The following is a 14,152-nucleotide window of genomic DNA, read 5'->3' as shown; positions in this document are numbered from 1 at the left end:
TAATTTATTTGAGAAACAGTCGTTTACTTTGATATGAAGAAACAGCCATATAGCGGGATTGTGTATTCTACGGATGAGACCTTTGCCTATCAAACGGAAGGATCGGATGCGGTGATGACACCGCCCAATCACCAGCAGGATTTGCGGGTGATGCTGGATAGGAAAATGCGCGGAGGTAAGGTGGCGACGGTGGTGACGGGCTTCGTCGGCACGAAAGAAGATCTGGAAGCGCTGGGTAAACAGCTCAAGCAAAAATGTGGGGTTGGAGGCAGTGCAAAGCATGGAGAAATCATTGTACAGGGCGATTTCAGGCAACGAGTGTTGCAATTATTGAAAGAAGCGGGATACCGTGCGAAGTTGGCCGGAGGATGACATAACCTAAACGTAACAATTAAAATATAATATTCCTTAAGCAAAAGCAATCATTTGCTTAAATTATTTGTAATAAGGTTATTATATACAGGTTGGTTGACGGTTAAATATCGTTATAAATGTAAAAGAAACTGTTCATCCCTTACTAAATCGTTATTTATTGAATGTTTAATTTGCAATTACAAAAAAAAATGGTTTTCATTGTAAAAAAATTGCTTTTGGATTACAGAGGCGATGTTTGTTGGGTGTGCTGATGCTGCTGCTGCGCACTCCTTGATAAGTAAAGAAAGTTTACTAAACAATTATTGGCGAAGATTTTGTTTTTAGTATAAAACACTATATTTGCTTTAACCATGTTGATGGTTGACAAGGAACTAAATTGCACAAATTACTTAAAAATCATATTTAACAACATTAAAATCTAAAAATTAAGAAAATGGCAAACGCACCAAAAACAAGTACAGCAAAAAAAGAGAAAAGCAACTCATCTTCGAACGTTTTTGCGAGTCTGGCAATTATTATTTGCTTCGTTATCGGAGCGCTGGTCTGGAGGTATATCATGGGTGACCCGAATAACTTTGTGGATGGTAATCCAGAAAATCGGCCGGTAGAAGGCAACTATTTGGGCATGGTGTATCACGCAGGATTTGTCGTTCCAGTGCTGTTGGGCTTGTTCCTGATGGTATGGGTCTTTGCAATCGAGCGGTTCATCGTCATTGGCCGGGCTTCTGGAAAAGGCAATGTCGGGATCTTTGTGCGTAAAATCCAATCCCTCATCGGTGGCGGCAATATCGATTCGGCAATCTCAGAATGTGACAAGCAGCAAGGTTCGGTAGCCAATGTGATTAAAGCAGGTCTGTTGAAGTATAAAGACGTGTCCGCTAATCCTAACCTGGATACTGATCAAGCTACCGTGGCGATTCAAAAGGAAATCGAAGAAGCGACTGCATTGGAAATGCCGATGTTGGAGAAGAACCTGACGATCATTGCTACATTGGTTTCCATTGGTACATTGACCGGTCTGTTGGGTACTGTAACGGGTATGATCAAGGCGTTCTCGGCGTTGGCAACCGGTGGTACCCCAGATTCAACTCAGTTGGCAAACGGTATCTCTGAGGCGTTGATCAACACGGCAACGGGTATTGCTACTTCTGCTATTGCCATTGTGTTTTACAACATTTTTACTTCAAAAATCGACACCTTGACGTATTCGATTGACGAGGCTGGATTCTCGATCGTTCAGACATACGCTGCATCACATAAATAAAAAATGAATTTTTCCGACGGCCCGTTTATGGAATGCGGAGGAGTTTTGCATCATTAATAAAGATAAAAAGGAGCAGATATGCCAAGGGTTAAAGTAAAAAGAGCCAGTACGACGATAGACATGACCGCCATGTGCGACGTGTCCTTCCTGTTGCTCACATTCTTTATATTGACCGCCACAGCCCGGCAACCTGAGCCATTGCAGGTAGACACGCCTGCTTCGGTTACACAAACGAAGGTGCCCGATGATGACTTGGGTTTGATTACCGTGGGTGACGGGGGTAAGGTGTTTTTCGGTATCGTCAATAGGAATGTACGGAGCAGGATGTTAGAACTGATGTCTGAAAAGTATTCCACTCCGTTTTCTCCAGAAGAGAAAGCAACGTTTGCGACAATTGATAATTTTGGCGTGCCGATAGGCAACCTCAAGGAGATCATCAACATGGGACCAAATGATCGGGTAAAACCCGGTCTGCAGCCCGGTATCCCGGTGGATACCACAGACGCGCTCAACAACGAATTGTTCCACTGGATTTATTCGGCCCGCGTGGCAACCAAGGAACTCAAAAACGTGGAAATGAGGGTGTCGATAAAAGGCGATGCAGAAGAGAAATATCCCGAGATCAAAAAGGTGATCGACGTGTTGCAAAGCCAGAAAGTGAACAAGTTCAGTTTGATCACCAGCTTGCGCGGTGGTGAGGACTTTTAGGGACTACGTTTTAACAGTATTAACAAGATAAAAAAATGGCAGAATTAAATACCGGGGGTAAGCAGCAGCCGAGAGTGGATTTGACGGCCATGGTAGACCTGGCCTTCCTCCTGATCACGTTCTTTATGCTTACGACCTCCATCAACAAGCCCAATGCCATGGACGTGGCGATGCCGGACAAGAATGAGGAAGATCCGGAGGATAGGCTTGAGGTGGCTGATAACCGGACACTGACATTGCTGCTCGGCAGCAATAATAAGATCGAATGGTATCATGGCGGTTATAGCGCCCCTATAGAGGGTCCAGAGATCGTGGACTATGGTAAGGATGGAATCCGGCCGATATTGCTCAAAAAGATGGATCAGGTAAAGCAGCAGACGGGGAAGGATTTGATCATCGTATTACGCCCGAGCGAGAAGTCGACACATCGGAACCTCGTGGATATCCTGGATGAGATGAACATCATCAAAGCGCCCATCTACATGATTGGTACCATAAGCGATCCGGAAATCGAGGTGCTGCAACGGGACAACTTGTATAATGATTAATAATAACCACATAATAGGATAGCTATGTTAGGTTCGAAATTGGATATTTTTAAGAAGGAATGGCTCGATGTGGTGTTTGAAGGTCGGAACAAGACTTACGGAGCATACGATCTCCGTAAATTGTCGCCAAGAGCTACTAATATCGGGTTGTTTTCGGCTTCTATTGCCTTTGTACTGCTATTGCTATCACCGGCGATTGCCCGGTGGGTGGGGCTGGACCTGGGTAATAATGAGCCGACAGAACAATTGCTGGAAACGGAAGTAACGCTTTCGGAGCCGCCACCTGTGAACGAGGAGGAACCTCCTCCCCCGCAGCCTGTGGAGCCACCGCCACCACGGGTAGACCAGGTGCGGATGCCAGAGCCGAAGGTCGTGCCGGCAGAGGAGGTACAGGATGAAGAGCCGCCTACGGTGGAGCAATTGAAGTTGGCGGACCCGGGGGCGAAGACGATTGAGGGTGATCCGAACGCCGATATACGCATCGATCTACCCGTAGGTGAAGGAGAGATCGACGCGGAGGTGACGGAAACCGGAAATGACAATACGATTTTCCAGTCGGTGGAGATCAACCCAGAGCCACCTGGAGGTTTGCCTGCATTTATGAAATGGGTCGCAGATAATTACGATTATCCGCAGGCCGCTATTGAGGCCGGGGTGAATGGTCAGGTGCAGATCTCGTTCGTAGTAGAACGCGATGGTAGTTTGACGGACATCAAAGTGGTCAGGGATTTGAAATACGGTACCGGAGAAGCGGCCGTCAAGTTACTGGGGAAGGCAGCTAAATGGAGTCCCGGTATACAGAATGGACGTCCAGTACGGGTAGCCTATACCTTGCCTATCCGGCTCAATCTCCAGCAGTAAGTATAACATTGGCTACGCAGGGGTATAGAGAAGATAGTAATGGCAGACAGAAATCGCCCACCAAGCGGTTTCTGTCTGTTTTAGGCCTGTTCATGTTCGGTCTTTATTTCGTACTGGGCATGGTCATTATCTTTTGGAAGGACTTTCCGCTCGAGATGGATAGCACGTTGCGGACGATATTTGGAATATTACTGGTCGTTTATTCTTTTTTTCGCTTTGTGCGTCTTTGGCAGAATCGGTAGATTCGGAAATGGTGATTTTTGAAAAAAAGGACGATATTTTTTCATTGTTATGAAAAAATTAGTATTATTACCGCTCATTTTTGGTCTTGCAAATTCCTTTTGGTCATGCAATAATCCGAAACCAGCGGAAAACCGGACGATAGTGGGCGGTCAGCTGAATGTGTTGGTCGATGAGACGTTACTTCCGATCATGGAGGAGCAAGTGGTGGTCTTTGAGCACCTGTATAAACAGGCTGATGTGGCCTTGTCAGGCGGACAGGAGAACCAAATCGCTGCCAAACTCCTGAACAAAGAGATCGAAGTGGTCGTGTTGACAAGGCAGTTGACTGAGGAGGAAGAGAAGTTCTTTGAAGCTAGGCAATTCGAGCCCCGGGTATATCAGTTTGCTACCGATGCGATAGCATTGATAGCCAATAAAAATTATCCTGACTCGGCGTTGACAGTGGATGACATCATTGAAGTCATGCGGGGCAACGGTCCCACCGAACGGTTAGACAGGCTGGTATTTGATAACCCGAATTCCAGTACCGTTCGCTTTTTGAAAACGCTGGCTGGGGTCGATTCGTTGCCAAAAACAGGCATATATGCGCTGAAATCAAACAGTGAGGTGTTGAAATATGTCTACGAAACGCCGCAGTCGGTGGGCGTGGTGGGAATTAACTGGATCGTTAGGCCCGACAGTAATCTACAGCTATATGCCGAAGGAATAAAGGTGTTGGGGGTCAAGAACCAGGCTGGAAAACCGGGAAGCGATGGGTATTACAAGCCTTCGCAGTCCAATCTGGCCGATGGGCTTTATCCCCTGTCACGCCCCGTTTATATTATTAATGCGGAGCCCCGAAAGAGTTTGGGCATGGGGTTTGCAGCGTTTCTTACCGGAGAGTCTGGCCAGCGGGTGATATTGAAGTCGGGTTTGATGCCCGATAGCCTGCCGCCAAGAGAATTGATTATTAGATAGTAAATAAAGTTAAACACTAAATAAAAATGAACATGATGAAGAAAGCAATGATATGGGGTATATCCCTTGCTTTTGTGGTTACGGGAGTACGGGCGCAGAGCTTAGATGATGCGAAAAAGGCAATCAATGCCGAGCAGTTTGCGCAAGCGAAGGGTATGTTGGAAACACTTGTGAAAAACAAGCCCAAGGATGGAGATAACTACTTTTATTTAGGGCTGGTGCACATACAGAATGAGCACCTGGACTCGGCGTTGAGTGTTTTTGGTCAAGGACTGACCGCTGATCCGAAAAACAATTTGAATAAAGTCGGACAGGGCATTGTGGACCTGTACAACGAGGATTCAACAGCTGCTGCCACCAAATTTACAGAGGCGACAGCCAAGCTGAAACGTAAGGACTATTTAGAGCTTTACCACATCGGACAGGCCTATATTGAAGCACCGACGCCAAACTACCAAAAGGCCGTGGAGTACTTAGATCAGGCTAAAGCGAAGAATGCCGAGGACCCTTTTGTGCCATTGGCGTTGGGTGATGCCTATTTCGGGCTGAAAAATGCTAGTATGGCCTTTAAGAATTACCGGGATGCGGCCACGTTGGATAATACGCTTACCCAAGCCCGTGTACAGATGGAAGTCATTAAGCGGGGCTCACACGCTTGGCAGGAAGCGATCGACGGCTTGAAGAAAATTTCAAGCGAAGTGCCCGATTTTGCGCCTACTTACCGGGAGCTGGCTGAAACATACCACGCTTGGGCGCTTACAGCCACAGATACGGCGACGTATAATCAACGGAACCGCGACGCGGTAGGCTTCTACAAGCAGTACATGGACAAAACGGATTACACGGTCGAATCGCGTATCCGGTATGCCGACTTCTTGGTTTTTGCGAAAGATTATAATGAATTACAAGTGCAGGCCGCCGAGTTAGCAAAGGTGGAAGACGTCAATCCAAAAGTGCTCCGTTACCTCGGTTATTCTGCATATGTAAATAATCAGTACCAGGAAAGTAAAACAGCGCTGGATAACTTGTTCGCTAAGATGGAAGCAGATCGGATCATACCGCTTGATTACCTGCACTCCGGGCTGGTTGACGTGAAGCTGGCCGCCACTCAAACACCGACCGACCAAGCCGCGTTCGACAAGGGGATCGCCCAATTGAAAAAAGCTGTTGAAATGGATTCATCCATCGCTGACGACCTGCACGATGCGGGATTGGAATTTTTCAGCCAGAAGAAATATCCTGAAGCGGCCAGTATTTTCGAAATTCCGGCCAGCACGCCTACGGCTCGCAACTATATATTTGACAATTACTATTTGGGACTGTCCACATATGTTGCCGGCGCCAGCCCTGATAAGCGTGACACTCCAGAAGGTAAAGCGCTGCTCCAGAAGGCCGATACGGCGTTCGGATTGGTTATTGCGAAAGCGCCCACCACACAGGAGGCTTATTTATACCGTGCACGGGCGAATGCATTATTGGATGATGCAGAGAACCCCAAAGGCCTGTCGATACCTTATTTCGAAAAATATATCGAAGTGGTTACCCAAAAAGGCGGACAGGATTATGAGTTAGCCAAGAAAAATCTGGTAGAAATTTACAACAACCTCGCCTTCATCAGCACGAAGCAAAAGGACTATCAGAAGGCTAGACAGTATTTGACGGAGACGCTGAAGATCGATCCGAACAACGAATACGCCAAACAGACGTTGGAGTATCTGGAGCAGGATACATCAGCAAATGCTACTGGTACCCCGCAGCAGTAAACACGCATATTGGATGCCTAAAATAAAGCGCTAATTTTTAGAATTAGCGCTTTATTTTTTAGCTTTGACGCATCAAACGGTGATTGAAATATGGAACCCGAAGTATTAAATGTACCCAGTGATTATTTGCCCATTTTGATCCAGTTCGGTGTAGCCGCGCTGTTCTCGGTGGGAGTGATTTTATTGACCCACTTCATTGGACCTAAAGTAAAAACCGACACGAAATTGGGGGCGTTTGAGTCGGGAATTGATGTAATCGGCAATGCCCGGCAGCCGTTCTCGATCAAGTATTTCATCGTGGCTATTTTGTTCGTAATTTTCGACATTGAGGTAATTTTCATGTACCCATGGGCGGTCAATTTCCGCGAGTTTGGACTGTCGGGTTTGATCGAAATGTTTGTGTTCATGGCATTGTTGCTCCTAGGCTTTATTTACGTGATAAAAAAACGTGCTTTGGAGTGGGAATAATTATGTTAGAACCGTTCTAAATAATACAATTAACCGTTTTAACGGGCAATATATCGTAGATTTGTACTCATCAGCGGTACCGCTGGTGGGTTTTTTATTTAATAGGATAGGAGTTAGCAATGAGCGACATAAAAATGGCCGAAGCTCCTCCCGGCATTCAAGGATCTGGTTTTTTCGCGACTTCATTAGATAAAGCTATTGGCTTGGCAAGAGCCAACTCGTTATGGCCGTTGCCGTTTGCGACATCGTGCTGTGGCATTGAGTTTATGGCTACGATGTCGGCCACCTATGATGCAGGGCGGTTTGGGATGGAGCGCAACAGCTTTTCTCCCCGCCAAGCGGATATGCTCATGGTAATGGGTACCATCGCCAAAAAAATGGGCCCCGTACTTCGGCAGGTGTATTCGCAGATGGCTGAGCCCCGATGGGTGATCGCTGTGGGTGCATGCGCTTCCAGCGGGGGGATATTTGACACCTATTCGGTGCTGCAAGGGATCGATGAGGTCATCCCTGTGGATGTATATGTGCCGGGATGCCCCCCTCGCCCAGAAGCGATATTGGATGGGGTGATGCAGCTGCAGGAGATTGTCAAGAACGAACCATTAAACCGACGGCAAACACCTGAATATAAGGCCTTGCTCGAAAAATACGGATTTCATACAAATGGCTAAACTTAGCAATGATCAGGTAGTTGAGCGTCTTCATGCCCTATTTGACGGGCGTTTTGAACAGCAGGAAGCGTCCTATGGATTGCTTACCATCGTGACTAACAAGGAGGATATCCTGGAAATCTTGGAGTTTTTAAAGACGGATGGTGAGCTCCGGTTTAACTACCTTACCGACATTACCGCTGTGCATTATCCCGACTTGCCGAAGGAGCTTGCCGTGGTGTATCACTTGCATAGCTTGATCAATAACATCCGGATACGGATAAAAGTATTCTTGGATGGCAGCTATCCGGCAATCCCCACAGCTACCGTATTATGGAACGGCGCTAACTGGATGGAACGCGAAACATACGACTTCTATGGCATCCAGTTCGTTGGCCATCCGGATTTGCGCAGAATATTGAACGTAGATGATATGGAGGTATTCCCCATGCGCAAGGAATATCCACTGGAGGATCCCAACCGGGTGGATAAGAAGGATTATTTTTTTGGTAGATAAACGGTTACGATATGAGTGATTCCGTCAGCAACGTCAAACTAACGAGTAATAAGCCGATATATATTGACAATGATCCGCAGGAGGAGCTGTTTACGCTCAACCTCGGCCCTACACATCCCGCTACGCATGGTGTATTCCAAAATGTACTACAGGTAGACGGCGAACGGATCGTCAGCGGCGTATCGACCATCGGCTATATTCATCGGGCTTTTGAGAAAATTGCGGAAAGACGGGCGTACTACCAGATCACGACGCTGACCGACCGATTGAACTATTGCTCTTCACCGATCAATAACATGGGATGGCACATGACGGTGGAAAAGTTGCTGGACATTGAGCTTCCCAAACGGGTGCAGTACATGCGGGTGATCATTATGGAACTCGCTCGGATTGCCGACCATATTATCTGCAATGGCATTTTGGGAGTGGATACCGGTACATTTGCCGGATTTATCCCCATGATGATCAAGCGCGAGTTTATCTATGAGGTCTTCGAAGAGATCTGCGGTGCGCGGTTGACCACCAACATCGGACGCATCGGCGGATTCGAACGTGATTTCAATGAAGTGGCCTTTGCCAAGATCAGGGAGTTTGTCAAGGAGTTTCCCGCAGTATTGAAGGAGTTCGAAGCCCTGCTCGAACGTAACCGGATATTCATTGACCGGACGGCCGGGGTGGCGGCGGTCGATGCGGAAACCGCACTGAACTATAGCTGGAGCGGCCCCATATTGCGGGCCACCGGTGTGGACTACGATGTACGGGCAAACGAACCTTATTCGTCATACGACGAGTTTGACTTTGAAGTTCCCGTCGGTACGAATGGCGACGTTTATGACCGATTTTTGGTACGCAATCATGAAATGTGGCAGAGTTTGCGGATAATCGAGCAGGCGTTGGTAAAAATAGCAAAGGAGCCGAATGGCGTGTTCCACGCCGATGTGCCCGATTTCTATTTGCCGCCGAAGGAGCAGGTATACAATAATATGGAGGCGTTGATCTATCATTTTAAGATTGTGATGGGCGAAATAGATGCACCCAAAAAAGAGCTGTACCACAGTGTTGAAGGGGCAAACGGCGAATTAGGTTTTTATCTCATCAGTGATGGAGGCCGAGCGCCTTACCGGTTGCATTTCCGCAGGCCCTCGTTTATCAACTATCAGATGTATGCGCCCATGAGCAGCGGGATGCTGCTTTCGGATGCCATTATCAACATGAGTAGCTTAAATGTTATAGCCGGAGAACTCGATGCTTAGTGTGAAACATAATGAGCCCGTGGAATTTACGGGAGAACTGCTCAGCAAATTTGCTGAGATCGTAGCCCGCTATCCGGCGGGCAAGCAAAAATCGGCCTTACTGCCTATTTTGCACGAGGTACAGGCAGCGCAAGGCTGGTTGAGCGCACCCGCGATGGACAGCGTGGCGGCCTACCTGCAATTGGAGCCGATAGAGGTGTATGAGGTGGCTACCTTCTATACGATGTTTTTCCTGCAACCGCAGGGCAAATATGCGCTGGAAGTATGCCGTACAGGACCGTGCTGCCTGGTAGGTGCCGAGCGCATCATGAAGCATATTGAAAACAAGCTTGGTGTGAAGGAAGGGGAGGTGACTCCCGATGGGTTATTCAGCTGGCGCGGGGTAGAGTGTCTGGCGGCTTGCGGCTACGGACCGGTATTGCAAATCGGCCCCGAATATACATTCTACGAAAACCTCACCGAAGACCGAGTGGATAAGTTAATAGAAGAATTAAAGCAAAAAGCGGCGGCAAACGGCTAATGCCGATGGCCAATGACTGATAGCTAACTGTTATGGCACGTAAGTTATTGTTGACACATATCGATGTTCCGGGCATCAACACCTTTGAAGTATACCGCCAAAAGGGGGGCTATCGAGCCGTGGAAAAGGCCTTGAATATGCTCACCCCCGACGAAGTGGTCGAAGAAGTGAAAAAATCGGGTCTACGAGGGCGCGGCGGAGCCGGGTTTCCCACGGGGATGAAGTGGAGTTTTCTGGCCAAGCCCGAGGGGGTGCCACGTTACCTGGTCTGCAACGCTGATGAGTCGGAACCGGGTACGTTCAAAGATCGCTATTTGATGACCTATATTCCGCATGCGTTAATCGAAGGCATGATCGTATCGAGCTATGCGTTGGGCGCCAACACGTCATACATCTACGTGCGCGGGGAGATGATGCCTCAGATACGCATCCTTGAGCGAGCCATTGCGGAAGCCCGGACCGCAGGGTTTCTGGGCAAAAACATTTTGGGCTCGGGTTATGACCTAGAGCTCTACGTGCAGCCGGGTGGCGGTGCCTATATCTGCGGCGAGGAAACGGCCCTGTTGGAATCGCTGGAAGGCAAACGGGGCAATCCCCGGATAAAACCACCTTTTCCAGCCGTCTCAGGGTTGTATAATTGCCCTACCGTAGTCAACAATGTGGAATCCATCGCGGCGACCGTGCCCATCATCAACGACGGTGGTGAGGAATATGCGAAGATCGGGATAGAACGCAGCACCGGAACCAAGCTGATTTCAGCCGGGGGTAACCTGAATAAGCCCGGGGTATATGAGATCGAGCTGGGCCTGCCGGTAGAAGAGTTTATTTATTCAGACGAGTATTGCGGGGGAATAGCCAACGGCAAGCGCCTGAAGGCGGTGGTGGCCGGCGGATCATCGGTGCCCATATTGCCTGCAAACCTGATCCTGAAGACATTGAAAGGCGAATCCCGCCTGATGACCTATGAATCATTGGCCGATGGCGGTTTTCAGAGCGGTACGATGATGGGGTCCGGCGGATTTATTGCCTTTGATGAAGACCAATGCATCGTGCGCAATACCTGGAATTTCACGCGGTTTTATCACCATGAGAGCTGTGGCCAATGTTCGCCCTGCCGCGAGGGTACGGGCTGGATGGAGAAGGTGCTGCATAAAATTGAAGATGGCCACGGTACATTCAGTGATATCGACTTGTTGGTCGATGTATCCAAAAAAATAGAAGGCAATACGATATGCCCATTGGGCGATGCCGCCGCATGGCCTGTGGCTAGTGCCATCCGTCATTTCAGGGATGAGTTTGAGTGGCACATCACGAATGGACAAGAAGCGCAGATACGCAACTACGGGTTGGCGCATTACGCCGATCCGTTGGAAGTGGTGGGATAAAAAGTACGAAGAAAATGGCTGAAGACGTAAAATTCAAGGTTAGTATAGATGGCATTCCGGTGGAAGTGCCTCCCGGAACGACGATATTGAATGCTGCACGCCAGATTGGGGGCGACATCGTGCCGCCGGCCATGTGCTATTATTCTAAGCTGCAAGGCAGTGGAGGCAAATGCCGTACGTGCTTGGTGAAGGTGAGCAAAGGATCCGAGAAGGATCCGCGCCCCATGCCGAAGCTGGTAGCTTCATGCCGCACTACGGTGATGGACGGCATGGAGGTGCAGAACATTACTTCTCCGGAGGTGATCGAAGCGAGAAAAGGTGTCGTGGAGATGTTGCTGATCAACCATCCGCTGGACTGCCCGATCTGTGATCAAGCCGGTGAATGCCACTTGCAGGACTTGGGATATGAGCATGGGTTCGCCGGTACGCGCTATGAGTTTGAGCGGCGCACATTTGATAAGATCGACATCGGAGATAAGGTGCAACTGCACATGACGCGTTGCATTCTATGCTACCGTTGCGTGTTTGTGGCCGATCAGCTGACCCCAAAACGTGTACATGGGATATTGGGGCGCGGCGATGCGTCGGAAATTTCGACATACATCGAAAAGGCGATAGACAATGAATTCTCGGGCAACGTGATTGATGTATGCCCGGTGGGTGCGTTGACCGACAAGACCTTCCGCTTCAAGAACCGGGTGTGGTTTACCAAGCCGGTGGAAGCGCACCGCGATTGTCCCACTTGCAGCGGCAAAGTGACGTTGTGGTATAAGGGCGAGGAAGTACTCCGGGTGACTGCCCGCAAGGACGAATACGGCGAAGCGGAAGAATTCATCTGCAATACCTGCCGGTTTGAGCAGAAGGCGACGTCAGATTGGGTAATAGAAGGGCCCCGCCAAGTGAAACCCACGTCGGTCAATTCACTCAACCAGTATGTCGTGTTGAATCCTCCCGCGGTAGTGAAGCAGAATCGGATGCTGCAGGAAGAAAACAAGGAGCAGTTTGAGCGGGCTAAGGAGTTGCTTTAATTTGTAAACGATGGAATCTGCTTTATTAATAGAAAAAATGATTTTGGTGGTGGCCGTGTTTGGCATCACGTTGTTCATCGCCATGTATTCTACGCTGGTAGAACGCAAGGTGGCGGGGTTTATGCAGGCCCGTTTTGGTCCTGACCGCGCCGGCCCGTTCGGAATATTACAGCCACTGGCCGATGGCGGGAAATTCTTCTTCAAGGAGGAAATCATTCCGGCGGGCGCCCATAAGTTTTTGTTTGTCGCGGGCCCTGCGGTGGCGATGTTTACGGCCTGTATCAGCAGCGCCGTAATCCCTTGGGGGCAGGAGCTGACCATCGGCGACCGCGTTATCCAGCTCCAGGTGGCTGATATCAACGTGGGGGTGCTCTACATGTTTGGCATCGTGGCCTTGGGAGTATATGGCATCATGATCGGCGGATGGGCGTCCAATAATAAGTATTCCCTGATGGGGGCAGTGCGCGCGGCTTCTCAAAGCATCAGCTATGAGATCGGGATGGGGCTTTCGTTGATCGCCCTGCTGATGGTTACCGGTAGCTTATCGCTACGGGAGATTGTGGCGCAGCAGGAAGGCTTCGTCAACTGGAATATCTGGGTGCAGCCGCTTGGGTTTTTGATTTTTCTGGTTTGTGCGTTTGCCGAATGCAACCGGGTGCCTTTTGACCTCGCCGAGTGCGAAACCGAATTAGTAGGCGGCTATAATTTGGAATACTCGTCGATGAAGCTGGCCTTTTACATGTTTGCCGAGTACATCAACATGTTTGTGTCCTCTTCGTTGATGGCGGCGCTCTACTTTGGCGGTTATAATTTTCCCTTCATGAACGATTTGGGACTATCCCAAAATTGGATCACCATCATCGGCGTGATCGTCTTCTTTGCTAAGATACTCGCTTTTATCTTTTTCTTCATGTGGATACGGTGGACCGTGCCGCGTTTTCGATATGATCAGCTCATGAATTTGGGATGGAAGATTTTAATACCTTTGGCCATCGTTAATATTGTGCTGACGGGCATTGTCACCATTGTGAAAGACACCTATTTTTAATGGATTAACGGGAACGAAACTATGCAATCACTCAGTAATAGAAAGAAGGTACTGGAGCAGAAACCCATGAATTTTTGGGAGCGCATGTACCTGCCAGCCATCGCAAGAGGGCTGGGCATTACCATAAGGCATTTTTTTAGGCCCAAAGCCACTTATAAGTATCCGGAGGTAGAACGGCCGTACTCCAAGAATTTCAGGGGGCAGCATTCGCTCAAACGTGATGAGGACGGAAGGGAGCGGTGTACGGCCTGTGGATTATGCGCGCTTTCGTGTCCGGCTGAAGCGATCACGATGATCTCGGCAGAGCGGAAAAAGGGGGAGGAACACCTGTATCGGGAGGAAAAATACGCGGCTGTATATGAAATAAACATGCTGCGGTGTATCTTTTGCGGACTCTGCGAGGAGGCTTGTCCCAAGGAGGCGATTTTCCTGGACGGCTCGCATGTGCCGCCCGAGCAACTGCGGAAAGATTTCATTTATGGTAAAGATAAATTAGTGGAACCACGTTTTGAATATAAAAAAGAGCAAGAAACCACAGCCTAATCAGCTGAAAAACCTTACAAA

Annotated in this window: 17 protein-coding genes; all 17 read left to right on the top strand. The window is 48.7% G+C overall.

What is annotated here, in order from left to right:
* The first annotated feature begins 33 nt into the window (after window positions 1-33).
* The 17 genes from ACMGDE_RS04110 to ACMGDE_RS04030 all read left to right on the top strand — a co-directional run bounded on the left by ACMGDE_RS04110 (window position 34) and on the right by ACMGDE_RS04030 (window position 14,131).
* Complete coding sequence (locus ACMGDE_RS04110; protein WP_436831488.1) at window positions 34-372, top strand: translation initiation factor; 339 nt, start codon at window positions 34-36, stop codon at window positions 370-372.
* Between the two features lie 436 nt (window positions 373-808).
* On the top strand, window positions 809-1,639 hold the full coding sequence (locus tag ACMGDE_RS04105; RefSeq protein ID WP_436831487.1) for a MotA/TolQ/ExbB proton channel family protein: 831 nt from the start codon (window positions 809-811) through the stop codon (window positions 1,637-1,639).
* Between the two features lie 78 nt (window positions 1,640-1,717).
* Entirely contained in the window at window positions 1,718-2,347 is a 630-nt protein-coding gene (locus tag ACMGDE_RS04100; protein WP_436831486.1) for an ExbD/TolR family protein, read from the top strand.
* Between the two features lie 35 nt (window positions 2,348-2,382).
* A complete protein-coding gene (locus tag ACMGDE_RS04095; RefSeq protein WP_436831485.1) occupies window positions 2,383-2,895 on the top strand; it encodes an ExbD/TolR family protein in 513 nt (170 codons plus the stop codon).
* 24 nt (window positions 2,896-2,919) lie between these two features.
* The gene (locus ACMGDE_RS04090; RefSeq protein ID WP_436831484.1) at window positions 2,920-3,756 is read left to right on the top strand and encodes an energy transducer TonB; all 837 of its coding nucleotides are present in this window, start codon (window positions 2,920-2,922) and stop codon (window positions 3,754-3,756) included.
* Window positions 3,757-3,764: 8 nt separating this feature from the next.
* The gene (locus ACMGDE_RS04085) at window positions 3,765-3,998 is read left to right on the top strand and encodes a hypothetical protein (RefSeq protein WP_436831483.1); all 234 of its coding nucleotides are present in this window, start codon (window positions 3,765-3,767) and stop codon (window positions 3,996-3,998) included.
* Between the two features lie 49 nt (window positions 3,999-4,047).
* Window positions 4,048-4,956, top strand: a complete 909-nt coding sequence (locus tag ACMGDE_RS04080) for a PstS family phosphate ABC transporter substrate-binding protein (protein ID WP_436831482.1) — start codon at window positions 4,048-4,050, stop codon at window positions 4,954-4,956.
* 32 nt (window positions 4,957-4,988) lie between these two features.
* Window positions 4,989-6,719: a tetratricopeptide repeat protein gene (locus tag ACMGDE_RS04075; RefSeq protein WP_436831481.1), complete on the top strand. Its 1,731-nt coding sequence runs from the start codon at window positions 4,989-4,991 to the stop codon at window positions 6,717-6,719.
* 90 nt (window positions 6,720-6,809) lie between these two features.
* The gene (locus tag ACMGDE_RS04070; RefSeq protein WP_436831480.1) at window positions 6,810-7,187 is read left to right on the top strand and encodes an NADH-quinone oxidoreductase subunit A; all 378 of its coding nucleotides are present in this window, start codon (window positions 6,810-6,812) and stop codon (window positions 7,185-7,187) included.
* A 119-nt stretch (window positions 7,188-7,306) separates the two neighbouring features.
* Complete coding sequence (locus tag ACMGDE_RS04065; RefSeq protein ID WP_436831479.1) at window positions 7,307-7,858, top strand: NADH-quinone oxidoreductase subunit B; 552 nt, start codon at window positions 7,307-7,309, stop codon at window positions 7,856-7,858.
* Window positions 7,851-8,354, top strand: a complete 504-nt coding sequence (locus ACMGDE_RS04060; protein ID WP_436831478.1) for an NADH-quinone oxidoreductase subunit C — start codon at window positions 7,851-7,853, stop codon at window positions 8,352-8,354. Before ACMGDE_RS04065 ends, ACMGDE_RS04060 begins: the two co-directional genes overlap by 8 nt.
* 11 nt (window positions 8,355-8,365) lie before the next feature.
* Entirely contained in the window at window positions 8,366-9,607 is a 1,242-nt protein-coding gene (locus ACMGDE_RS04055; RefSeq protein WP_436831477.1) for an NADH-quinone oxidoreductase subunit D, read from the top strand.
* On the top strand, window positions 9,600-10,127 hold the full coding sequence (locus tag ACMGDE_RS04050) for an NADH-quinone oxidoreductase subunit NuoE family protein (RefSeq protein WP_436831476.1): 528 nt from the start codon (window positions 9,600-9,602) through the stop codon (window positions 10,125-10,127). Before ACMGDE_RS04055 ends, ACMGDE_RS04050 begins: the two co-directional genes overlap by 8 nt.
* A 32-nt stretch (window positions 10,128-10,159) precedes the next feature.
* A complete protein-coding gene (gene nuoF / locus ACMGDE_RS04045) occupies window positions 10,160-11,512 on the top strand; it encodes an NADH-quinone oxidoreductase subunit NuoF (protein ID WP_436831475.1) in 1,353 nt (450 codons plus the stop codon).
* Between the two features lie 14 nt (window positions 11,513-11,526).
* Window positions 11,527-12,540 carry an NADH-quinone oxidoreductase subunit G gene (locus ACMGDE_RS04040; protein ID WP_436831474.1) on the top strand — a complete coding sequence of 338 codons (1,014 nt, stop codon included), beginning with the start codon at window positions 11,527-11,529 and terminating at the stop codon, window positions 12,538-12,540.
* Window positions 12,541-12,550: 10 nt separating this feature from the next.
* Entirely contained in the window at window positions 12,551-13,588 is a 1,038-nt protein-coding gene (gene nuoH / locus ACMGDE_RS04035) for an NADH-quinone oxidoreductase subunit NuoH (RefSeq protein WP_436831473.1), read from the top strand.
* Between the two features lie 21 nt (window positions 13,589-13,609).
* Window positions 13,610-14,131 (top strand): NuoI/complex I 23 kDa subunit family protein, encoded by a 522-nt coding sequence (locus ACMGDE_RS04030; RefSeq protein ID WP_436831472.1) that lies wholly within the window; start codon window positions 13,610-13,612, stop codon window positions 14,129-14,131.
* The last annotated feature ends 21 nt before the right edge of the window (window positions 14,132-14,152 follow it).

Origin of the sequence: Parapedobacter brassicae (assembly GCF_051400755.1) — a bacterium.
GTDB lineage: Bacteria > Bacteroidota > Bacteroidia > Sphingobacteriales > Sphingobacteriaceae > Parapedobacter.
This window is presented reverse-complemented; position numbering and strand designations above follow the sequence as displayed.